General features: G+C 62.1%; 19 protein-coding genes and 1 pseudogene. 4 read left to right on the forward strand and 16 right to left on the reverse strand.

The features are described 5' to 3' along the window. Positions 1-2,015, forward strand: a pseudogene (locus D8U70_RS18530) (ribonuclease E); the annotation flags it as partial. Positions 2,016-2,205: 190 nt separating this feature from the next. On the opposite strand, the gene D8U70_RS18535 reads toward D8U70_RS18530, so the two are convergent. The 12 genes from D8U70_RS18535 to D8U70_RS18590 all read right to left on the reverse strand — a co-directional run bounded on the left by D8U70_RS18535 (position 2,206) and on the right by D8U70_RS18590 (position 13,673). Continuing rightward, entirely contained in the window at positions 2,206-2,802 is a 597-nt protein-coding gene (locus D8U70_RS18535; protein WP_130929475.1) for a nucleotidyltransferase family protein, read from the reverse strand. Beyond that, positions 2,799-3,779 (reverse strand): XdhC family protein, encoded by a 981-nt coding sequence (locus tag D8U70_RS18540; protein WP_016770998.1) that lies wholly within the window; start codon positions 3,777-3,779, stop codon positions 2,799-2,801. Before D8U70_RS18540 ends, D8U70_RS18535 begins: the two co-directional genes overlap by 4 nt. Next, a complete protein-coding gene (locus tag D8U70_RS18545) occupies positions 3,779-6,100 on the reverse strand; it encodes a xanthine dehydrogenase family protein molybdopterin-binding subunit (protein WP_130929476.1) in 2,322 nt (773 codons plus the stop codon). The genes D8U70_RS18540 and D8U70_RS18545 overlap by 1 nt, the downstream gene beginning before the upstream one ends. Next, positions 6,097-6,567 (reverse strand): (2Fe-2S)-binding protein, encoded by a 471-nt coding sequence (locus D8U70_RS18550; protein ID WP_016771000.1) that lies wholly within the window; start codon positions 6,565-6,567, stop codon positions 6,097-6,099. Before D8U70_RS18550 ends, D8U70_RS18545 begins: the two co-directional genes overlap by 4 nt. 249 nt (positions 6,568-6,816) lie before the next feature. Next, complete coding sequence (gene murB, locus D8U70_RS18555; RefSeq protein ID WP_130929477.1) at positions 6,817-7,836, reverse strand: UDP-N-acetylmuramate dehydrogenase; 1,020 nt, start codon at positions 7,834-7,836, stop codon at positions 6,817-6,819. Further along, a complete protein-coding gene (locus D8U70_RS18560; protein ID WP_076563814.1) occupies positions 7,833-8,297 on the reverse strand; it encodes a low molecular weight protein-tyrosine-phosphatase in 465 nt (154 codons plus the stop codon). The genes murB and D8U70_RS18560 overlap by 4 nt, the downstream gene beginning before the upstream one ends. After that, positions 8,297-9,061 (reverse strand): 3-deoxy-manno-octulosonate cytidylyltransferase, encoded by a 765-nt coding sequence (kdsB, locus tag D8U70_RS18565; protein WP_024013932.1) that lies wholly within the window; start codon positions 9,059-9,061, stop codon positions 8,297-8,299. The genes D8U70_RS18560 and kdsB overlap by 1 nt, the downstream gene beginning before the upstream one ends. After that, positions 9,058-9,243 (reverse strand): Trm112 family protein, encoded by a 186-nt coding sequence (locus tag D8U70_RS18570; protein ID WP_003179363.1) that lies wholly within the window; start codon positions 9,241-9,243, stop codon positions 9,058-9,060. The genes kdsB and D8U70_RS18570 overlap by 4 nt, the downstream gene beginning before the upstream one ends. A 23-nt stretch (positions 9,244-9,266) precedes the next feature. After that, positions 9,267-10,277 carry a tetraacyldisaccharide 4'-kinase gene (gene lpxK / locus D8U70_RS18575; RefSeq protein ID WP_071173224.1) on the reverse strand — a complete coding sequence of 337 codons (1,011 nt, stop codon included), beginning with the start codon at positions 10,275-10,277 and terminating at the stop codon, positions 9,267-9,269. Then, complete coding sequence (locus tag D8U70_RS18580) at positions 10,277-10,705, reverse strand: biopolymer transporter ExbD (RefSeq protein ID WP_016771006.1); 429 nt, start codon at positions 10,703-10,705, stop codon at positions 10,277-10,279. The genes lpxK and D8U70_RS18580 overlap by 1 nt, the downstream gene beginning before the upstream one ends. After that, positions 10,702-11,337, reverse strand: coding sequence for a MotA/TolQ/ExbB proton channel family protein (locus D8U70_RS18585; protein ID WP_016771007.1), 636 nt, complete (start codon positions 11,335-11,337; stop codon positions 10,702-10,704). Before D8U70_RS18585 ends, D8U70_RS18580 begins: the two co-directional genes overlap by 4 nt. A 101-nt stretch (positions 11,338-11,438) precedes the next feature. Continuing rightward, positions 11,439-13,673, reverse strand: a complete 2,235-nt coding sequence (locus D8U70_RS18590; RefSeq protein WP_130929478.1) for a DNA internalization-related competence protein ComEC/Rec2 — start codon at positions 13,671-13,673, stop codon at positions 11,439-11,441. Between the two features lie 136 nt (positions 13,674-13,809). Here D8U70_RS18590 and D8U70_RS18595 point away from each other — a divergent pair, with 136 nt between their 5' ends. Next, a complete protein-coding gene (locus D8U70_RS18595) occupies positions 13,810-14,328 on the forward strand; it encodes a DUF2062 domain-containing protein (protein WP_016770668.1) in 519 nt (172 codons plus the stop codon). A gap of 139 nt (positions 14,329-14,467) precedes the next feature. Here D8U70_RS18595 and D8U70_RS18600 read toward each other — a convergent pair whose 3' ends face one another. The 4 genes from D8U70_RS18600 to D8U70_RS18615 all read right to left on the reverse strand — a co-directional run bounded on the left by D8U70_RS18600 (position 14,468) and on the right by D8U70_RS18615 (position 17,636). Then, a complete protein-coding gene (locus D8U70_RS18600; RefSeq protein ID WP_039760202.1) occupies positions 14,468-15,247 on the reverse strand; it encodes an ABC transporter permease in 780 nt (259 codons plus the stop codon). Further along, positions 15,244-16,176 carry an ABC transporter ATP-binding protein gene (locus D8U70_RS18605; RefSeq protein ID WP_016771010.1) on the reverse strand — a complete coding sequence of 311 codons (933 nt, stop codon included), beginning with the start codon at positions 16,174-16,176 and terminating at the stop codon, positions 15,244-15,246. The genes D8U70_RS18600 and D8U70_RS18605 overlap by 4 nt, the downstream gene beginning before the upstream one ends. Before the next feature lie 133 nt (positions 16,177-16,309). Then, positions 16,310-16,933 (reverse strand): glutathione S-transferase, encoded by a 624-nt coding sequence (locus D8U70_RS18610; RefSeq protein WP_024013937.1) that lies wholly within the window; start codon positions 16,931-16,933, stop codon positions 16,310-16,312. A gap of 43 nt (positions 16,934-16,976) precedes the next feature. Then, the gene (locus tag D8U70_RS18615; protein ID WP_130929479.1) at positions 16,977-17,636 is read right to left on the reverse strand and encodes a transglutaminase family protein; all 660 of its coding nucleotides are present in this window, start codon (positions 17,634-17,636) and stop codon (positions 16,977-16,979) included. Between the two features lie 247 nt (positions 17,637-17,883). Here D8U70_RS18615 and D8U70_RS18620 point away from each other — a divergent pair, with 247 nt between their 5' ends. Beyond that, positions 17,884-20,331 (forward strand): acyl-CoA dehydrogenase, encoded by a 2,448-nt coding sequence (locus tag D8U70_RS18620; protein WP_122746713.1) that lies wholly within the window; start codon positions 17,884-17,886, stop codon positions 20,329-20,331. A gap of 73 nt (positions 20,332-20,404) precedes the next feature. Further along, on the forward strand, positions 20,405-20,812 hold the full coding sequence (locus D8U70_RS18625; RefSeq protein WP_039760212.1) for a PA2817 family protein: 408 nt from the start codon (positions 20,405-20,407) through the stop codon (positions 20,810-20,812). The last annotated feature ends 573 nt before the right edge of the window (positions 20,813-21,385 follow it).

The raw sequence follows: 21,385 nt of genomic DNA on the forward strand, positions 1-21,385 counted from the left end.
TGGCCATCCTGCGCCTGATCGAAGAAGAAGCCCTGAAAGACCGCACCGCCGAAGTTCGCGCGCAAGTGCCGATCCCGGTCGCCGCGTTCCTGCTCAACGAAAAACGCAACTCGATCACCAAGATCGAACTGCGCACCCGTGCCCGCATCGTCATTCTGCCGAACGATCACCTTGAGACGCCGCACTTTGAAGTTCAGCGCCTGCGTGACGACAGCCCGGAAGCCGCGACCAACCAGTCCAGCTACGAAATCGCTGCGGCCGCTGCCGAAGTCGAAGAAGTCCAGCCAGCCGCTGCGACCCGCACTCTGGTTCGCCAGGAAGCTGCGGTGAAAACTGCGCCGGCCCGTGCCAATGCACCGGTGCCGACTGAAGTTGCCCCTGCCGCACCTGCTCCGGCACCCGCTGCCGCGCCTGAGCCAAGCCTGTTCAAGGGTCTGGTGAAGTCGCTGGTCAGCCTGTTCGCCACCAAGGAAGAGCCAGCCGCACCGGTCGCGGTTGCGAAACCGGCTGCCACCGAGCGTCCTGCCCGCAACGAAGAGCGCCGCAACGGTCGTCAGCAGAGCCGCAACCGCAACGGTCGCCGCGATGAAGAACGCAAGCCGCGCGAAGAACGTGCTCCACGTGAAGAGCGTGCACCACGCGAGCCGCGCGAAGAGCGTCAGCCACGTGAAGCCCGTGAGCCGCGTGAAACCCGCAGCGAAGCGCCGGTAGCACGCGAAGAGCGCGCACCACGTGCCCCGCGTGAAGAACGTGCACCGCGCGCCCCGCGTGAAGATCGCAAGCCGCGTGGCGAGCGTGAAGAACGCGTGCGTGAACTGCGCGAGCCACTGGACGCCGCGCCAGCCGCAGCCGTTGCTGCCGTGACCGCTGAAGAGCGTCCGGCCCGTCAGCCACGCGAAGAACGCGCTCCGCGTCCGCCGCGTGAAGAGCGTCAACCGCGCGCCGAGCAGGCCGCTGCTGCCGTCGCTGAAGAAGAAGTGAACAGCAACAACGAAGAGCAACTGCCGGAAGACGGTCAGGACAACGCCGAAGGCGATCGTCCACGTCGTCGCTCCCGTGGCCAGCGTCGTCGCAGCAACCGTCGCGAGCGTCAACGTGATGCCAACGGCAACGTGATCGAAGGTTCGGAAGAATCCGAGTCCGCTGAAAACGCTGGCGAGCCAAGCACTGCCGATCTGGCCGCTGGCCTGGCGGTCACTGCCGCCGTTGCCAGCAGCACCATCAGCGCTCCGGCAGAAGTCGAAGCTCACGAGCAGGCTGAACGCGCCACTGCCGCCACACTGGAAACCGCTCCAGTCGAAGCGCCGGTTGTCGAAGCCACCACTCCAGTGGAAGTGACTGCTGCGCCGGAAATCGAAGTCGCTCCGGTCCGCGAAGCTCAGCCTCAGGTTGAAGCAACTGCCGAACCAGAAGCTGTCGTCGAAGCACCAGCGGCCGTCACTGAGCCAGCGGTAGAAACCGTCAGCGAAAACGTGACCAAAACCGTGCGTGAAGTTCGCGAAGAGCAGACTGCGTTCAACTGGGTTGCCGAGCCAGCCGTCACCGAAGCCCCAGCGCCAGTCGCTGAAGCCGAAGTGCCGCAAGCCATGGTTTCCGAGCCAGTAGTTGCAGCAGCAGAGCCGGCGCCGACACCAGTAGTTGAAGCTCCGGTTGCCGAAGCTCAGGTTGAAGAAGCACCAGCCTCAGTCGAAGCGCCAGCGCCAGTGGTTGAAGCGCCGGCTCCGGTCAGCGCCCTGACGCCGAACGGCCGCGCGCCAAACGACCCGCGTGAAGTGCGTCGTCGCAAGCGTGAAGCCGAGCGTCTGCAGAAGGAAGCCGAACTGGCTGCCGCTGCAGCGCAAGTGGCTGCCGAACCAGCCGCTGCGGCTGAAGTGATCGAGGCAGCCCCTGCCCCGGTCGCGGAAGAAGCATCGGTTGGAGCGGTGATCGCTGAAGCACCACGCTCCGTTCAGGACGCGGTTGAACAGCGCGAAGAAGCCCAGGAAAAAGAGCACGAGCCTAAACCACTCGTGTAATTCCTGAAGCCAATAAAAAGCCCCGCCCGGTGAAAGCCTGGCGGGGCTTTTTATTGCCTGAAATACCGGCATCATCCACAACCTTTGTGGGAGCGAGCCTGCTCGCGAAGGCGGTGGGTCAGACAATATTCATGTAACTGAACCACCGCATTCGCGAGCAGGCTCGCTCCCACAAGGGATACAACACGGCTCAGGGCCGAGGAAATACCAGAGATTCAGGCACATCGATATCCCACAACACCCCCGGATCATCCACCGCCACTTCCACCACCCTACCCTGCGCAAACAACGGCCGTGCGCCACGATCGCCGGTCAGCGCCTGCAATTGCGCGCCAAACGAACGACCAAACCCCACCGGATGACCAAACTCGCCACCCAGCACCGGCACGCTCACCGCGTCATCAGCCATCGCCGCGAGCACTCGCTCGATACTCGAAGGCAAGATAAACGGCATATCGCCGAGCACAATCAACCAGCCATCCGCCTCCGGGCAAGCGGCAACACCTGCGGCAATGCTGTCGCCCATGCCGGTCGATTCGATCGACACCACGTCGCAGCCATAAGCCTGGGCCATGCGCATCGCCTGCGGTCGAGCCTCGGTGGTGACCAGCACGCGCTTGTCGAGACTGGCCGGCAGGTTCACCAGCACCTGCTCGATGACCGAGCGCACGGCGCCGTCACGCCCGGTGCAGTCAGCGAGCAATTTGTCTTTGTCGCTGCCGGCGATCTGGCGAAAGCGTTTGCCCTCGCCCGCCGCCAGCACAATCAATGCGATGGATTGGCTCATGCACCCTCCAGCGGTTTTTTCTGTTTCAGCTCCACACCGTTCTTTATCGCGACAATTTCCGCCAGCAAGGACAAGGCGATCTCTGCCGGCGAATGACTACCGATGTGCAGGCCGATCGGCCCGTGCAAGCGATCAATCGACGCTTGCGACAAGCCTAGCTGAGCCAGATTTTCCCGGCGCTTCTGGCTGTTGACCCGCGAACCGAGCGCGCCGACGTAGAACGCCGGCGAGTCGAGCGCGGTGAGCAAAGCCATGTCGTCCAAGCGTGGATCGTGAGTCAAGGCGACAATCGCCGTGCGCTCGTCGGTCTGGATGTTCAACACCGCCTCGTCCGGCATGCCGGGGACGAAACGGCCATGCTGCTCTTCCCAGCCGTAAACGAACTCGGTGCGCGGATCGCAGATCAGCACTTCGAAATCCAGCAGCCGCGCCATGTCGGCGACGTAGCGCGACAACTGCCCGGCACCGATCAGCAACAAGCGCCAGCGCGGGCCGTAAATCGCTCGCAGAGTCTTGCCGTCGAACACCAGCGAATCGGACTTGCTCGCCGGAGCCAGCCGCACCTCGCCGGTTTCGATGTTCAGTTCCCGGGCAACGATTTCATGGTTTTCGCAACGCTGCAGCAACTCGGCGACCCACGCCGGGTCACCGACGCGCTCTTCGGTCAGGCGCAGAGTACCGCCGCAAGGCAGGCCGAAACGCGCGGCCTCCTCGCGGGTCACGCCGTAGGTAATCATCTGCACTGGCGGACCATCGGTGGCAATGCGGCCGTCGTGCAGCCGCGCGATCAGGTCATCTTCGACACAGCCACCTGACACCGAACCGATCACCACGCCGTCCTCGCGCAAGGCGAGCATGGCGCCGGGCGAGCGCGGCGCGGTGCCCCACGTCTGCACCACGCTGAACAGCACCACCCGCTGTCCGGCGCGGCGCCACTCGAGGACGCTGCGCAGGACGTTGAGATCGACGCTGTCCATTACGCTTGCGCCTTCTGCCAGCCCTGCAACTGATACCGCACCGGCAGATTGCGGATGCGCTTGCCGGTCGCGGCGAAGATCGCATTGCACAGCGCCGGGGCAATCGGCGGCACGCCCGGCTCACCAACGCCACCCAACGGCACGTCACCCGGCGGCGTCACCAGATGCACCGCGACTTCCTTGGGCGCCAGCGACATGCGCGCGACCTCGTACATATGGAAGTTGTCCTGCTGGACCTTGCCTTCCTTGAAGCTGATCTCACCGAGCACAGCGTTGCCCAGGCCCATGACGCATGCACCTTCGAACTGCGAACGGATGCGCTCAGGGTTGATCTGCGGCCCGCAGTCCACGGCGATGTCGGCCTTGTGCACGATCAGTGAACCATCATCCTTGACCTCGACTTCGATCACCGCCGCGACATAGGTGACGAAGCTGTAATGCACTGCCAGACCGAGGCCGCGGCCCTTGGGCATTTTGCGCCCCCAACCGGCGGCCTTGGCGGCAGTTTCCAGCACCGTGCGCATGCGCCCGGTGTCGATCGGGTAACGCTCGGGCGATTCGCCGTAGTTCCACTCTTCGCTCAAGGTGCGAGGATCGATCTGCCGGTCCGGGCCGAGCAATTTGATCTGGTACTTGAGCGGATCTTCCCCGGCCTTGTGCGCCAGTTCATCGACGAAACTCTGAATCGCGAAGCCGTGGGGAATGTTCGACACCGAGCGGTACCAGCCGACGCGGGTGTGTACCTTGGCTTCGGGGTTTTCCAGGCGCACGTTGGGAATCGCATAGGCCATGTTGGTAAAGCCCATGCCCAGCTCGAACGCCGCCTCATGGTTCATGTCCGGCGCAAACAAGGCGGTGATGCTCGGCGCCACGGTGCGATGCAGCCAGCCGGACGGCATGCCGTTCTTGTCGATGCCGGCCTTGAGATATTCCGCCGACACGGTGTGGAAATACGAATTGTGGATGTCGTCTTCGCGGGTCCACTGCACCCGTACAGCCTTGCCCGGGAACTCCTTGGCGAGAATCGCCGCTTCAACGACGAAGTCCGGTTTCGACTTGCGCCCGAACCCACCGCCCAGCAGCGTTACGTTGAAAGTGACCTTTTCGAACGGCACGCCCAGACGCTCGGCGATGCGCTCACGGGTGACCTGCGGTGCCTGACTCGGCGCCCAGGCCTCGCAGACGCCGTCCTTGTAACGGGCGATGGCGACCATCGGTTCCATCGGTGCCTGCGCCAGATGCGGCAGGTAATACGACGCTTCGAGAGTGCTGGCAGCGCCGCTCAAGGCCTTGTCGATGTCACCGGTGTTGCGCACCACTTTGCCGGCCTTCAGCGACGCGGCTTCAAGCTCTTTGCGATAGGCAATCGAGTCATAACTGGCATTCGGGCCGTCATCCCACTCGATCTTCAGCGCCTCGCGACCCTTGATCGCCGCCCAGGTGTTGCTGGCCACAACCGCGACGCCGCCCAGTGGCTGGAACTCTGACGGCAACGGTCGACCTTCGATCTGCATGACTTTTAGCACCCCGGGGACTTTCAGCGCGGCGCTGTCATCGAGGCTTTTGACCTTGCCGCCGTACACTGCCGGGCGAGCGATAGTGGCGTAGAGCATGCCGTCGAAATGCACGTCGGCGCCGTACACTGCGCGGCCATTGACGATATCGGCACCGTCGATGGCCTTGGTGCCTTCCTTACCGATGTAGCGAAATTCCGACGGCTGCTTGAGTCGCAGGCTGTCACGCGCCGGTACTGCCAGCGCACTGGCGGCAGCGGCGAGTTCGCCGTAGCCCAGTTCGCGGCCGGACGGTTTGTGAATGACCTTGTGCAGTTGCGCATGGCATTCGCCAACCGGCACTTTCCACTGCGCAGCGGCCGCCTGTTCGAGCATGGTCCGCGCGGCGGCGCCGCAACGACGCATCGGCTCGTACCAGTGACGCATGCTGCGCGAACCATCGGTGTCCTGGTTACCGAAGCGCACTTCGTCACCCGGCGCCTGCTGCACTTTGACCTGCGCCCAATCGGCCTCGAGCTCATCGGCAACCACCATGCTCAGGCTGGTGCGCACGCCCTGGCCCATTTCCGAACGGTTGCATACCACGGTGACGCTGCCATCGGCAGCAATGCTCACGTAAACCTTGGGATCGTCTATCCAGCCATTGGGCATGCCGTCGGCACCGAACTTCTTCGGCGCGTCATCGGCCAGCGCATCCTGCCAGCCCCAGCTCGCGGCGAGGACCAGCGCGCTGGTGGCGCCGACGCCTTTGAGAAAACCACGGCGGCTGAGGTTGCTCAGGGCGAAATCATTCGGGACGCGGCTCATGCCTTCACCTCCTTCAGATGGGTGGAGGCCTGGCGGATCGCGGTTTTGATCCGGTTGTAGGTGCCGCAGCGGCAGATGTTGCCGACCATGGCTTCTTCGATCTGCTCGTCGCTCGGGTTGGGGTTGGTTTTCAGCAGAGCGGTGGCCGACATGATCTGCCCGCCCTGGCAATAACCACATTGAGCCACAGCGCTGTCGAGCCAGGCTTGCTGCACGACCTTGCCTACCGGGTCGGCGTGGAGATTATCGATGGTGGTGACGTTCTGGCCGATTACCGAGCCGATCGGCGTGATGCAACTGCGTGCCGGCAAGCCGTCGATATGGATGGTGCAGGCGCCGCACAGGCCCATGCCGCAACCGAATTTGGTGCCGTTGTAACCGGCGACGTCACGAATCGCCCACAACAGCGGCATGTCTTCGGTGACATCGAGGGAGTGGTCTTGACCGTTGAGTTTCAGGGTAATCATGGGCACGCCCGCATATTTTTTAGTGGTTATGGGGTCGAGCAATCTGCCGCCGGAAAATCAGCGGTGGGTTCGCGCAGATCGACTCAGGCTAATCAGGCTCTCTTGCGCCGACGGGAACGTCTGCACCGGGCCTTTGGGTGGAGCAAATGGTTGGTATCGTTAGCTCGCTAATTTAACCCAGCATTAACAAAAAAGCCCTGCACTTTTTCATCAGTGCAGGGCTTTCGATGGCCTCAGCCAAGCGTAGCCTCAATAGCGGTTGGGCTCCATTTCCAGTTCGACATGAAACCGTTCGGCGATGTCTTTCTGGATACGTTGCGCCAGGTCGAGCAGTTGCAGGCCGGTGGCCGTGCCGTAGTTGACCAGCACCAGCGCCTGCAACTTGTGCACGCCGGCATCGCCATCGCGGAAGCCTTTCCAGCCAGCGCGTTCGATCAGCCAGCCAGCGGCCAGTTTCATCTGCCCATCCGCTTGCGGGTAAGCCACCAGATCCGGGTGCTGCGCTTTGATCTGCGTGACCACAGCGGCAGGCACCAGCGGATTCTTGAAAAAGCTGCCGGCATTGCCGAGCACCGCCGGGTCCGGCAGTTTTTCGCTGCGGATGCTGCAGATGGCGCGGCTGACGTCGCTGGGCGTCGGCTGCTCGATGCCCTGCTCGCTCAGGCGCTGACGGACCGGGCCGTATTCCAGATGCAGGTGCGCGGCGCGATCAAGCTTGAAGCGCACCCGCAGGATCAGCCAACGTCCCGGCTGCTGCTTGAACAGGCTGTCGCGGTAGCCGAAATTGCACTGCTCCAGGCTGAAATCCCGCAGCTCGCCGCTCTCGCGATCCAGTGCGGTCAGGCCGGCAAACACGTCCTTGATCTCGACACCATAGGCGCCGATGTTCTGCATCGGCGCGGCGCCGACGGTGCCGGGAATCAGGCTGAGGTTTTCCAGCCCGGCAAAACCCTGGGCCAGCGTGTGCTGCACGAACGGATGCCACGGTTCGCCCGCTTCCGCCTCGACCACCACACGACTGCCATCGTCGCTGAGCACGCGGATGCCGCGCGTGGCCATGCGCAATACCAACGCCGGAATATCCGCCGTGAGCAGCAAGTTGCTGCCACCGCCGATCACCAGCAACGGCACGTCATGGGACGCGGCAAAGGCCAGCGCTTCGCGGACATCGTCATCACTGTGGGCTTCGGCAAACAGCTGCGCGCGCACATCGACGCCAAACGTATTGAAGGCCTGCAAAGATACTTGCGGTTGCACCTGCAAACTCATAAACGGCCCTTCACTTCGATCAGCAACTGGTCGCAGGCCGCTTCGATCAGATCGAGCACCTGCTCGAAACCCTGATCGCCGTCGTAATACGGGTCCGGCACTTCATCGACCAGCCCGGCATAACGACGCAGGAACAGATCCAGCTCGGCCCTGCCGGTGGACGGCTGCAAGGCCTTGAGGTTGCGCAGATTGCTGTTATCCATGGCGAGAATCAGGTCGTAGCTGGCGAAATCGGCCCGGCTGACCTGCTGCGCGCGTTGCGTCGACAGGTCATAACCGCGCAGTTTCGCCGCGGCCTGGCTGCGCTTGTCCGGCGGGTTGCCGACGTGCCAGTCACCGGTGCCGGCGGAGGCCACTTCGACCACATCGGCCAGCCCGGCTTCACGCAACTTGTGGCGCAACACGCCTTCGGCGGTGGGCGAACGGCAGATGTTGCCCAGGCACACAAACAGAACGCGCATCAGGCCCCCAGCAGGCGACGAACCCGCTCAAGGTCTTCAACGGTGTCGACACCGGTCGGCGGCGCGATCAGCGCGTCGGCAACATGGATACGCACGCCGTGCCACAAGGCACGCAGTTGCTCAAGAGATTCGGTATTTTCCAGCCAGCACGGCCCCCAGCTCACGAAGTCGTGGAGGAACCCGGCGCGATAGGCATAAATACCGATGTGGCGGCGATAGGGCACGCCTTCGGGCAGCTGCTCGCGGCTCTTGGCAAATGCATCGCGTGCCCATGGCAAGGTCGCGCGGCTGAAAGTCAGCGCGAGGCCGTTGATGTCGCTGGCGACCTTGACCACGTTGGGGTTGAACAGGGTTTCCACGTCTTCGATCGGCTCAGCCAGCGTGGCCATGCGCGCTTCGGTGTGAGCGGCAAGGTTAGCGGCGACCTGATCGATCACACTCGGAGGAATCAGCGGCTCATCGCCCTGGACGTTGACCACGATCGCATCAGGCGCAAGACCGAGTTTCGCTGCGACCTCGGCCAGACGATCAGTGCCGGAGTTGTGATCTTCACGGGTCAGCACCACTTCGGCGCCAAAGCTTTTGCATGCCTCGACGATGCGTGCATCGTCAGTTGCAACAACGACGCGGGTCGCGCTGCTTTTGCTCGCCTGTTCCCAGACATGCTGGATCATCGGTTTGCCGGCAATATCCAGCAACGGCTTGCCCGGCAGACGGGTCGAGGCGAACCGCGACGGGATGACAACGGTGAAGGCTGTGGTCATTTATCCAGGCGCTCGTCGGTGGTCAGGGTGCGCGCTTCGCTTTCCAGCATCACCGGGATGCCGTCGCGGATCGGATAGGCCAGGCCGGCGCCCTTGCTGATCAATTCGGTCTTGTCGGCGCTGAGCTTGAGCGGGCCTTTGCACACGGGGCAAGCGAGGATGTCGAGCAGTTTGGTGTCCATGAACATTCCCAGAAATAAAAGAGTTAAGGCAGCAGACGATCCGGCAACAGGCGCATCAGCTGAGTGTCGAACCAGGCCACGAAGGCCGGCGACGGCGCGGCATCGACCGCCAGATACCACCAGTCGGCAGCAGCAAAGGCACGGCACTTCACCGCGTCCTTTTCGGTCATCACCAACGGCAATGACGGGGTGAAATTCAACGCCTGCACGCTGTAATCGGCGTGGTCGGCAAATGCATGGGCGATCGGCCGCCAGTCTAGCGCTTCGAGGGTATTGAAGAAACGTTGCGGGTTGCCGATCCCGGCCACCGCATGCAGCGCTTGCCCGGGCGGAAAATGATCCAGCGACCGACGTTCGCCGCTGCGCAGATTGACCAAGGCCGTGGGTTGCAGGCGGAAGGCGAAACCATCGTCGCGATCATCAAGGGCACCGTTGAACAGCACGCCATCGACACTTTGCAGGCGCTCGACCGGCTCACGCAACGGCCCGGCCGGCAGACAGCGCTGATTGCCCAGTCCGCGCGCGGCATCGATCAGCACCAGTTCCAGATCCCGCGCGAGCCGATAATGCTGCATGCCGTCGTCGGACAGAATCAGATCCAACGGTTCGCTGGCGATCAAGGCTTTGACGGCGGCGCTGCGATCGGGATCGATCATCAGCGGCACGCCGGTGCGCTGGACGATCAGCAACGGTTCGTCACCGGCAATCTCGGCGCTGTGCTTGGCCTCAACCCGCCACGGCAGTTGCGGCGGTTTGGCGCCGTAACCGCGACTGACCACGCCGACGCGCAGTCCACGGCGTCGGCAATGTTCGATCAGCCAGAGAATCATCGGCGTCTTGCCGGTGCCACCGACGGTGATATTGCCGACCACGATCAGCGGCACGGGCGATTGGTAGATCTCTCCGTCACCGTCGAGAAAGCGCTGACGCTTGTTGATCACCACGCGGCGATACAGCATTTCCAGCGGCCGCAGCAGCGTCAGGGCCGGATGCCCCTGATACCACGCGGCGAGCAGGCGATCAGACAGGCTCATCAGGATTTCGGCGCCGCCTCGACCGTGGTCATGCGCAGATGGCTGAAACCGAGCTTGCCGGCCGCGTCCATGGCGGTGATCACCGATTGATGCTGGGCCTTGCCATCGGCACTGATCGACAGCGGCATGTTGGTGTCGCCGTTGGATTCTTTCTGCATGGCTTCCATCAGCGTCGCCAGATCATTCTTCGGCAGAATCTTGTTGTTCACCGAGAACACGCCTTCGGCACTGATCGCGACGTCCAGCTGTTTGACCTGCTGATCCTCGGCAGGCGAACCGCTGACCGCTTCCGGCAGATCCACGCGCAACTGGGTTTCCCGAGTGAAGGTGGTAGTGACCACGAAAAACAGCAGCAGAATGAACACCACGTCAATCAGCGACGCGAGGTTGATGTCTACGGTTTCCCGGGGCTTGCGACGGAATTTCACGCTTTGCCCTCGGCCAGATCGACATCACGGTCGCCCTGCACCACTTCCACCAGTTTGATCGCTTCCTGCTCCATACCCACCACCAGCTCGTCGATGCGGCGCTGCAAAAACCGGTGGAAGAACACCGCTGGAATCCCGACCATCAGGCCCGCTGCGGTCGTGATCAGCGCTTTGGAAATACCGCCGGCCAGTACCGAGGCATTGGTGGTCATGCCAGAGCCGGTGAAGGCACTGAAAATGTCGATCATGCCCAACACGGTGCCGAGCAGGCCGAGCAGCGGCGCCATGGCGGCGATGGTGCCGAGGGCGTTGATGTAGCGTTCGAGTTCATGAATGACCCGCGCGGCGGCCTCTTCGATGCACTCTTTCATGATCTCGCGACCATGCTTGGAATTGGCCAGGCCTGCGGCGAGAATTTCCCCCAGCGGCGAATTGGCGCGCAATTCCTTGAGTTTTTCCTTGTTGAGCTGCTTGTCCTTGATCCAGACCCAGACCTGACCCAGCAGATGCTCGGGGGTGACGCGACTGGCGCGCAGTGTCCACAGGCGCTCGGCAACGATCGCCATGGCCGCGATGGAACTCAGAATGATCGGCAACATCATCCAGCCGCCGGATTTGACCAATTCCCACACAGTGACAGTCCCCTCGAAAAAGTGCGCCACTTTACCATACCGATCCGCGATTAAGAGTCGCCGCCCCGACGACCGTGAGGTGGCACCCATGCTGGCACTGATCAACGGCCAGCCACCGGCGGATCGCGCCAGAAACGCCGCTGTTGACGCATCGTCCACGGCGGTTTGAAGCTGCCCAGTTGCAGATGAATGGCACCGTGCTCGGCGCTGTCGTAGATGCGCAGACCTTGCTTGCGGTAGCGCGCCAGCACGGTTGGATGCGGATGACCGAAGGAGTTGCCGTGGCCACGGGAGATCAGCACCGCTTCGGGCTGCAAGGTTTTGAGCAGGGCCATCGATGATGAACTGCGACTGCCGTGATGGGGCGATTGCAGCCACTGAGTCGGCACGGCCAGTGGGCTGTCGAGCAGGACGCGCTCGGCATGAGTGTCGATGTCGCCGGTGAGCAGCAGGCGTTCGCCGTTGGCCTCGATCTGCAACACACAGGAACGCTGGTTGCTGTCATCGGCTGCCGACCATTGCCAGAGCTGGAACTGCACGCCGTCCCACTGCCACCGTTCGCCACTCGCGCAGGCTTCGGCGTTCAGCTCCGGCGGCAGGTTTGGCGGATCGCCGCTGACCACTCGGTGCACGTTGAAGCCACGCATGACCGCCCGGGCGCCGCCAGCGTGATCGGCGTCGGCATGGCTGAGCAGCATCAAATCGAGCGCTTGCACATTGAGTTTACGTAACGCTGGCAGCACCACCCGCTCGCCGAGATCGAACTCGCCGAAACGCGGGCCGGCGTCATAGAGAAGCGCGTGATGGCGGGTGCGGATGAGGATGGCCAGGCCTTGGCCGACGTCGAGTTGCCAGACATCGGCCCGCCCTTCTTCTATTCGCTCTTGAGGCGGCAATGCCAGGAGCAACAGCAGCGGCCAGCCCAATGGACGCATTGGCACGCCTCGGGGCAACAGCAATAAAATCGCGCCAAGGCTGCCCAGGACCAACGCCCAAAATGGAATGGCGGCCGGTATCCACGCCGGCCATTGCCCGGCAATCAGCGCCAGCCCGATAAACAGCCAGTCGATCAAACCACCGGCCAGCCACAACAGCCCTTCGCCAACATAAGGCACGGGCAGCAATAGCGTGCCGAGCAATGCCGGCGGCAGCACCACGAGGCTGACCCACGGAACGGCCAGCAGATTGGCTACAGGCCCGCTGACGCTGATGGGCAAGCTCAGCGCCAGCAACACCGGACACAAGCCGATCGCGATCAGCCACTGCGCGCGGGTCCAGGTCTGCCACCACCGCCAGGCCCCCAGCCGCCCGCCGAAAGTGAAGATCAACACTGCCACCGCCGCGAAAGACAGCCAGAAGCCGGGACGCAAACTGGCCAGTGGATCAAGCAGCAGCACGCCATTGAACGCCAGCAATAACGGCCACCACGCGCCGAGATGGCGAAAACGCAGGCGCCACAACAATACCAGCGCCACCATCACGCAGGCGCGCTGCACTGGCACGTCGAAACCGGCGAGCAAGCCGTAACCCAGCGCCGCCGCGAATGCCAGACCACAGGCCCACGGCAACCATGGCCAGCGCACCGGCCAGATTCCGAAACGCGCCAGCCCGGCGACCAGCAGATACATCACCGCCGCCAGCAAACCGATGTGCTGTCCGGAGATCACCAGCAAATGCACGGTGCCGGTGTCTTGCAGAATCTGCCAGTCCTCGCGACTCAGCCCCGAACCGTCGCCAAGCACCAGCGCCGCCAGCGCGCCCTCGCGTCCTTGCGCATCCACCGCCAGCAGGCGTTGGCGAACGCCGTCGCGCCATGCATGCCGGGCCTCAGCCAAGCGCTGGCCATCCTTGATCGTGCCGGTTGCGCCGATCCGTTGCGCCAGCAGCCAGGCCTCGTAGTCGAAGGCGTGCGGGTTGAGCAGGCCACCCGGGCGCTTCAACTTCACCGCCAGACGCCATCGCTCACCACTATTGACCGGCGGCCCGGCGTACCAGGCCAGGCGCAGCAGCGACGGCAGCTTTTCGTGGCGTGAACGCGCATCAGCCAGCTCGAAACGCACCACGCCATCGCTGTGTTGCGGCAAGCCGACCACGCGCCCTTCGAGCCAACGGGTTTCGCCGTCGAGGCTCGGTGGCAAGCGGTCATTTAGCGCCCACTGCGCGCCAACGCAGGCCCAGGTAAAGCCAAACAGCAAAAACGCCAATGGAAAGCTGCGAAACGGCAGCAACATCAGCGCCACCATTGGCAGCACCAGCAACCAACCGACCGGCGGCAAGGCCGGCAAAAAAACCGGGGCCAGCAGACCGACTGCCAGCGCCATCATCCCTGTGCGCATATGCCCGTCCTTGAGAGTCCCCCCACTAGGCATAGCCGGTCTGCGGCACCACCGTCGTCAACAATTGTCACAAAGTCTGAATGGGCGGTTCGTAGAATCCAGACATACTTGCCGCCTTAACCGACCGAGAAGCCCTATGCCCCGGCGCTTATTCAAACGTTACATGCCCGACCCGACGAGCATCAGGGAACACAAATCCTTACGCTTTCTCGGCACGTTGCTGCATGACCCTAACCTCTGGCATCTCAACCGCCACTCGGTCGCCCGGGCGATGGCGGTCGGCCTGTTTGCGGCGTTCCTGCCGATCCCGGCACAGATGCTGGTGGCGGCGGCATTGGCGGTGATGGTGCGCGGCAATATGCCAATCGCGGTGAGCCTGGTCTGGCTGACCAATCCGATCACCATGCCGGCGGTGTTTTTCTGCACCTACCAGGCCGGGGCGTTCCTGATGGATGTGCCGGCGCGGCATCTGCCGGACGAGTTGACGTGGGAATGGATCAGCGGTGAGCTGTCGACATTGTGGCAGCCGTTTTTATTGGGCTCGGTGGTTGTCGGCCTGGTGCTGGGCGTCCTCGCCTACTTTCTGGTGATGCTGTACTGGCGCTGGTGGGTGGCGCGGCAATGGCGGCGGCGCAAGAAAAGTCGGCAGAAATGAATGCAAAACGGCCTCCGCGATGGGAGGCCATTTTTTGTTGTGTCCGGGCTGACCCCTTCGCGAGCAGGCTCGCTCCCACAGAGAACATCATTCCAATGTGGGAGCGAGCCTGCTCGCGATGGAAGCGCTGCGGTCGGGATCAGGTACGCATCCCGCGCCCGCTCACCAGCAACCGCGCACAGCCGAGATACAGCACCACGGTCGCCACCAGCATGAAGGTGATGGCGATGCCGATACGGATATCCGAGACACCAAGGATGCCGTAGCGGAAGGCGTTGACCATGTGCAGCACCGGGTTGGCCAGCGACACGGTCTGCCAGAACGGTGGCAGCAAAGTGATCGAGTAGAACACGCCGCCCAGGTAAGTCAGCGGGGTCAGCACAAAGGTCGGAATGATCGAAATATCATCGAAGTTGCGCGCAAACACCGCGTTGATGAAGCCCAGCAGCGAGAAGATTGTCGCGGTCAGCACTACCACCAGAATGGTCACGCCGAGGTGATGCACCTGCAAATCTGTGAAGAACAGCGACAGGATCGTCACGATCAGACCCACTGCCAGACCGCGCAATACACCACCAATGGTGAAGCCGATCAGGATCGTGTGCGGTGACACCGGCGAGACCATCAACTCTTCGATCGAGCGCTGGAACTTGCTGCCGAAGAAGCTCGAGACCACGTTGCCGTAGGAGTTGGTGATCACCGACATCATGATCAGACCCGGCACGATGTACTCCATGTAGGTGAAGCCACCCATGTCGCCGATCTGCCGGCCGATCAGGTTGCCGAAGATCACGAAGTACAGAACCATGGTGATCGCCGGCGGCAGCAGGGTCTGCGGCCAGATCCGCATGAAGCGTTTGACCTCGCGGTAGACGATGGTTTGCAGGGCGACGAGGTTGGGACCGAACTCGGAACTCATACCGCCACCTTCGACAGATTTTTCTCCACCAGGGACACGAACAACTCCTCGAGGCGATTGGTTTTGTTACGCAGGCTCAGCACTTCGATGTTCTGCTGCGCCAGCTGGGTGAACAGCGCCGTGATGCCCATGGATTTGTCGACCTGGACTTCGAGGGTATGGCCGTCGAGCAATCGGGCCGGGTAGCCGAGCAATTGCGGCGCCGCGCTCAAGTCGTTCTTCAGGTCAAGCAGAAAGGTCTCCACGTGCAACTGGCCCAGCAACTGTTTCATGCTGGTGTTTTCGACGATGGTGCCGTGGTCGATGATGCCGATGTTGCGGCACAGCTGCTCGGCCTCTTCCAGATAATGCGTGGTCAGGATGATGGTGATGCCTTTCTGGTTCAGTTCGGTGAGGAAGGTCCACATCGAACGGCGCAGTTCGATATCGACGCCCGCAGTCGGCTCATCGAGGATCAGCAGGCGCGGTTCATGCACCAGCGCACGGGCAATCATCAGACGCCGTTTCATGCCGCCGGACAGCGAACGCGAAGGCACATCGCGCTTGTCCCACAGGCCGAGCTGGGTCAGGTACTGCTCGGCGCGTTCCTTGGCGACTTTCGCCGGAATGCCGTAGTAACCGGCCTGGGTCACGACGATGTCGAAGGTCTTTTCGAACTGGTTGAAGTTGAATTCCTGCGGCACCACGCCGATCGAGCGCTTGAGCGCCGCCGGGTTCTTGTCCAGGTCATTGCCGAAAATATTCACGGTGCCGCTGGTCTTGTTGACCAGGGTCGAGAGGATGCCGATGGTGGTGGATTTGCCGGCGCCGTTGGGGCCGAGCAAGGCGAAAAAGTCACCTTCGGCGACGTCCAGATCGATACCACTCAAGGCCTGGAACCCGTTGCCGTAGGTTTTGGTTAGCTGCCGGATGGACAGAGCGGAACTCATATCGGATTTACGCACCAAGAAGGAAGGAAAGAAGTAAATAAGGGCGGGCGGCGAGGGAAACAACCGCAGCGCAAGTTCGCAATGGTGCTTGCCGCCGCCGCACAAGTACAGTCAAGTGTGTCGATAGTAATTATCAAGTCAACGCGGTCATGACCGCTTTCTGATAGGCCGGACGCTGTTTCAAGCGTTCATACCAGGCTTGCAGATGCGGTTGCGGCGCGCGCTCGATGGGCATTTCGAACCACGCGTAAATGAAGCTGCCCAGCGGAATGTCGCCCATGCCGATGTCATTGCCGGAAAGATAGGGCTGGCTGATCAAGGCGTGGTCGGCCATGTTCAGCAGTTCATCGCATTCCTTGATCGCGGCGTTGATCGCCTTCCAGTCCTGCTTCTCCGCAGGCGTACGCAGCACACCCCAGAACACCGTGCGAAACGGCCCGGCGAAACTGGATGTGGTCCAGTCCATCCACTTGTCCGCTGCGGCGCGGGCTTGCGCATCTGCCGGATACCAGGCGCTGTCCGGGGCGTGTTTGGCCAGCAGATAGCGCACGATGGCGTTGGATTCCCACAGCACGAAACCGTCATCCTCGATCACCGGCACCCGGCCATTCGGGTTCATCGCGCGGTACTCGGGCGTGTCGACCACACCGAACGCGCCGCCGGCATCGATGGCCTCGTACGCCAGGCCCAGCTCTTCGGCAGCCCATAAGGGCTTTCTGACGTTCGATGAATTTTTCCGTCCCCAGATCTTCAGCATGACCGCCTCTTTGCAAGTGAGTGGACGGCCAGCATACGCCGGATCAGGTGCGACTCAAATCGGCCTGCATATCGCCCAGCAGCACCGGCAGTTGCTCACTGAACAGATGCGGATAGCACTTTTGCAGGTGCTCGAAGAAGAAGGTTTCCGGCACGTCGGTGAACTGGCCGTGATCGAGCAGATACTCCATCAACTGCGCGCCGTCACGGTTGAACGGGTGGAAAACGCTGTCATTGATGCCGTCGAAGTCCAGCGCTGCGACGTTGAACAACTCGCACAGTTGCTGGTTGAACGCTGGCGTCGCCTTGACCCAGCGACCATCGAGAAACAGTTCGGTGTAGCCATGCATGGCGAACACATCGCTTTTCAGCAACTCGAGCAGACGTGGCGTCGACAGATGATTGCGCACATCGGCCAGACCGATGCGCGCCGGAATCCCGCAATGCCGCGCACAACCGGCGAGCAGCGTGGCTTTCGGCACGCAATAACTCTCCCCCGCCGCCAGTGCATAACTGCCACACAAAGTTTGCGGATCACGACTGAAGGTGTAGGGGTTGTAGCGCACCGCCTCGCGCACGGCGTAATACAGACTGATCGCCTGCTCGCGCGGATCATTACTGGCGCCGCGATGCTGCTCGGCGAACTCCACCACCGCCGGGTGGTCACTATCGATGAAGCGGCCGGGGCTCAGATACTCGTGCATGGCGGCAATCTCCTGGATGAGTCACGAGTCTAGCGACAGCCTGAGCACAGAGATAACGACGTTTCGGCCAAACCTGAAAGCAAAGCTGCGCAGCAACGAACGATTTCCCACACGTGTTGCCCACCGAACCTACGAAAACCATCCGGGGTTTCCCACGATTTCAATCACCATGCTCTGACCACCCTTGTTTGCAGATGCCGTCTAAGCTCTGGAGGGTCGATTTGCTTTGGTTCACGGAGGACTGAATATGCTGTTGTTGTGGATACTGGTTTTGATCGTCGGCGTGGCGTATCTCGCCCATCGACGCATCGCCCCGCTGCCCGCGTTGGGCATCGTTGCGGCCTATCTGGTCGCCATGGGGTTTTTCAGTCACGCGCCGGGCTGGCTGCTGTTTGTCTTCTGGGTCCTGTTGGCGGTGGTCGCCGCGCCATTGTTGCTGCCTGACCTGCGCCGCAAGCATTTCACCGCGCCGCTGTTCAACTGGTTCCAGAAAACCCTGCCGCCCATGTCGCAGACCGAACGCGACGCGATCGATGCCGGCACCGTGTGGTGGGACGGCGAGCTGTTCAGCGGCCGTCCGGACTGGGACAAATTGCTGTCCTATCCCAAGGTGCAACTGACTGAAGAAGAACAGGCTTTCATCGATGGCCCGACCGAAGAACTCTGCGCGATGGTCAGCGACTGGCAGATCGGCCAGTCCATGGACCTGCCGCCCGAGGCCTGGACGCACATCAAGGAACATGGCTTTTTCGCCCTGATCATTCCCAAGGAATACGGCGGCAAAGGCTTCTCCGCTTACGCTCACTCCCAAGTGGCAATGAAACTGGCGACGCGCAGCGGTGACCTCGCCTCCACCGTGATGGTCCCGAACTCCCTCGGCCCGGCCGAATTGCTGCTGCATTACGGCACCGACGAACAACGTAATCACTACCTGCCGCGCCTGGCCCGTGGCGACGATATCCCGTGCTTCGCCCTCACCGGCCCGCTGGCCGGTTCCGACGCCGGCGCGATGCCCGACACCGGGATCATCTGCAAAGGCCAGTGGCAAGGTGAAGAAGTCATCGGCCTGCGCCTGAACTGGGAAAAGCGCTACATCACCCTCGGCCCGGTCGCGACCCTGCTTGGCCTGGCGTTCAAGGCTTATGACCCGGATCACCTGCTCGGTGAAGAGGAAGACCTCGGCATCAGCCTGGCGCTGATCCCGACCGATACCGCAGGCGTGGAGATCGGTCGTCGTCACCTGCCGCTGGGCGCCGCGTTCATGAACGGCCCGAACTCCGGCAAGGACGTGTTCATTCCGCTGGACTACCTCATCGGTGGTCAGGAAATGCTCGGCAAAGGCTGGATGATGCTGATGAACTGCCTGTCCGTCGGGCGTTCGATCTCTCTGCCAGCCGTGGGCACCGGCGCTGCCAAGTTCACCAGTCTGGTCACAGGCCAGTACGCGCAGATTCGTGAGCAATTCAATGTGCCGCTGTCCGCTTTCGAAGGCATCCAGGAAGCCATGGCGCGCATCGGCGGTAACGCGTGGATGATGGACGCCGCCCGCATGCTCACCGCCAACGCGGTGGACCTGGGTGAAAAACCTTCGGTGCTGTCGGCGATCCTCAAATACCACCTCACCGAACGCGGCCGCGAATGCATCAGCCACGCCATGGATGTACATGGTGGTAAAGCGATCATCATGGGGCCGAACAACTACCTGGGCCGCAGCTGGAACGGGGCGCCGATCTTCATCACCGTCGAAGGCGCGAACATCCTGTCGCGCAACCTGATGATCTTCGGTCAGGGCGCGATCCGCTGCCATCCGTTCGTACTCAAGGAAATGGCCCTGGCCGGTCGCGAGGACAAGGATCAGGCACTCAAGGAATTCGACGGCCTGTTGCTCAAGCACATCGGTTTTGCCGTCAGCAATGCCGCCAGCACACTGGTGCTGAACCTCGGCCTTGGTCACTTCGAACATGCGCCGGGCGACAGGATCAGTCAGGGCTACTTCCGCGCGCTGAACCGTCAGGCCGCCGCATTTGCCATGCTCGCCGACTTCAGCATGATGCTCCTGGGCGGCGAACTGAAACGCCGCGAACGTCTGTCGGCACGCCTCGGCGATGTACTGAGCAACCTGTATCTGGCCTCCGCCGCGCTCAAGCGCTATCACGACCTGGATTCGCCGGCGTACATGGAGCCGCTGTTCCGCTGGGCCATGGAAGAAAGCCTCGGCCAGTCGGAGCGTGCGCTGGATGAACTGCTGAGCAACTTCCCGAACAAAGTCTTCGGCTGCCTGCTGCGGGTCATCGTCTTCCCGTTCGGTCGCCGTCACAAAGGCCCATCGGACAAACTCGGCGCCGAAGTCGCTGCGGTCATCGGTCGCGCCAAGGGCGATCCGGCACTGGAAGAACTGCTCGCCGGCTGCTACCGCCCGCAATCGGCGGACGATGCCGTGGGCGCGCTGCAACACGCCAGCGACCTGCTCAATGCCGCGCAACCGCTGCACAAGAAACTGCACACCGCACTGAAGAGCGGCCAGGTCAAACCGGCAGCCGGCGAACACGCCATCGATGCCGCGCTGGAAGCCGGCGTGCTGCAGGCCGTCGAAGCGCAAAGCCTGCGCGACGCCGAAGCGGCCCGCCGCAAGGTGATCGACGTCGACGATTTCGCCAAAGAAGAACTGACCCAGGCAGAGGGCAAAGTCCGCTGATCCCGGTTTATGTGAAAAAACGGCGCGAGGGCTTTATACTCCCGCGCCCGTTTTGCTCTTGAGGACTTATCTCGTGTCCAACGTCGTTGCCGATCATCTCGTGTTGCTCGACCACCTGCGCAGTATCCTGGTCGCCGTAGGTGAGGCCGAACAAGTGCCCGAAGAAAGCCATGCCCTGTTCCTCGAGCGCTTCGACGAACTGCTGGCCTCCCTGCCGATCGACCCTATCGAAAGCCAATACCTGGGCCAGGACATCCTCACCCAAGTCATCAGCCGCTACCCGCAAATCGCCCACCTGATCCCACGCGACCTGCTGTGGTTCTTCGCCGGCGACTGCCTGCACTACCTCTCCGACGAAGAAATCGACCTCTACCAGGCCCTCGAAGAACGCCGCTACGAAGCCGAACAGAACGACGAACCGTTCGACTGGAACCAGGAAAAACAACTGCTGGCCATGTCCGCACAGGACAGCAAGCACTGATTTTTCAAACGGTAATGAAAAGGCCCGCACTGGTGATTCCATGCGGGCCTTTTTTTTCAAGATCAAAAGCCCCTCACCCTAGCCCTCTCCCGGAGGGAGAGGGGACTGACCGAGGTGTTTGGGCGAGTTACGTCGATGTGAAAGTCCGAGTTGAACTCAGGATTTGAAAAGCACACAAATCAGCTCCCTCTCCTCGGGGAGAGGGCTGGGGTGAGGGGAAAATTCACCACAAAAACAGCCAGACACCACCCGCCCCTCACCACTCAAAACAATGAGCGCAAGCTCGAGTACCGCTTTTGATCTTGATTCACAGGCGACGTCGGAAGGCTGAGCGGAGGGATTGATCCGGGCGTGGGAGCGCAGCGACCGTCTGGCGCAGCCAGACACAGCGGAAGGAGGTGCAGCGAAGCAAACCGGAGCCGCTGCGCCCGGATCAGTCCCGGAGCGAAGGTACCCCGAGCCCCAGCGAGCGGGCCGAACGTAGGAGCTAGCGTTTTTTGCTTACTTTTTTAGGCGCTCGGTGCGTGTCAACGTATCTGTCGCTTCACGGCTGTTTTAGGAGTCTATTACGCC

Source organism: Pseudomonas sp. Sample_20, from assembly GCF_004307585.1.
Taxonomy (GTDB): Bacteria; Pseudomonadota; Gammaproteobacteria; order Pseudomonadales; family Pseudomonadaceae; genus Aquipseudomonas; species Aquipseudomonas atacamensis.

Excerpts from the sequence above, each read along its gene's own strand:
- D8U70_RS18560 (WP_076563814.1), bottom strand. The coding sequence starts at position 8,297 with ATGCGCGTTCTGTTTGTGTGCCTGGGCAACATCTGCCGTTCGCCCACC.
- lpxK (WP_071173224.1), bottom strand. The coding sequence starts at position 10,277 with ATGAGCCTGTCTGATCGCCTGCTCGCCGCGTGGTATCAGGGGCATCCG.
- D8U70_RS18620 (WP_122746713.1), top strand. The coding sequence starts at position 17,884 with ATGCTGTTGTTGTGGATACTGGTTTTGATCGTCGGCGTGGCGTATCTC.
- murB (WP_130929477.1), bottom strand. The coding sequence starts at position 7,836 with ATGAGTTTGCAGGTGCAACCGCAAGTATCTTTGCAGGCCTTCAATACG.
- D8U70_RS18545 (WP_130929476.1), bottom strand. The coding sequence starts at position 6,100 with ATGAGCCGCGTCCCGAATGATTTCGCCCTGAGCAACCTCAGCCGCCGT.
- D8U70_RS18615 (WP_130929479.1), bottom strand. The coding sequence starts at position 17,636 with ATGCACGAGTATCTGAGCCCCGGCCGCTTCATCGATAGTGACCACCCG.
- D8U70_RS18610 (WP_024013937.1), bottom strand. The coding sequence starts at position 16,933 with ATGCTGAAGATCTGGGGACGGAAAAATTCATCGAACGTCAGAAAGCCC.
- D8U70_RS18590 (WP_130929478.1), bottom strand. The coding sequence starts at position 13,673 with ATGCGCACAGGGATGATGGCGCTGGCAGTCGGTCTGCTGGCCCCGGTT.
- D8U70_RS18570 (WP_003179363.1), bottom strand. The coding sequence starts at position 9,243 with ATGGACACCAAACTGCTCGACATCCTCGCTTGCCCCGTGTGCAAAGGC.
- D8U70_RS18550 (WP_016771000.1), bottom strand. The coding sequence starts at position 6,567 with ATGATTACCCTGAAACTCAACGGTCAAGACCACTCCCTCGATGTCACC.
- D8U70_RS18595 (WP_016770668.1), top strand. The coding sequence starts at position 13,810 with ATGCCCCGGCGCTTATTCAAACGTTACATGCCCGACCCGACGAGCATC.
- D8U70_RS18605 (WP_016771010.1), bottom strand. The coding sequence starts at position 16,176 with ATGAGTTCCGCTCTGTCCATCCGGCAGCTAACCAAAACCTACGGCAAC.
- D8U70_RS18535 (WP_130929475.1), bottom strand. The coding sequence starts at position 2,802 with ATGAGCCAATCCATCGCATTGATTGTGCTGGCGGCGGGCGAGGGCAAA.
- kdsB (WP_024013932.1), bottom strand. The coding sequence starts at position 9,061 with ATGACCACAGCCTTCACCGTTGTCATCCCGTCGCGGTTCGCCTCGACC.
- D8U70_RS18540 (WP_016770998.1), bottom strand. The coding sequence starts at position 3,779 with ATGGACAGCGTCGATCTCAACGTCCTGCGCAGCGTCCTCGAGTGGCGC.
- D8U70_RS18600 (WP_039760202.1), bottom strand. The coding sequence starts at position 15,247 with ATGAGTTCCGAGTTCGGTCCCAACCTCGTCGCCCTGCAAACCATCGTC.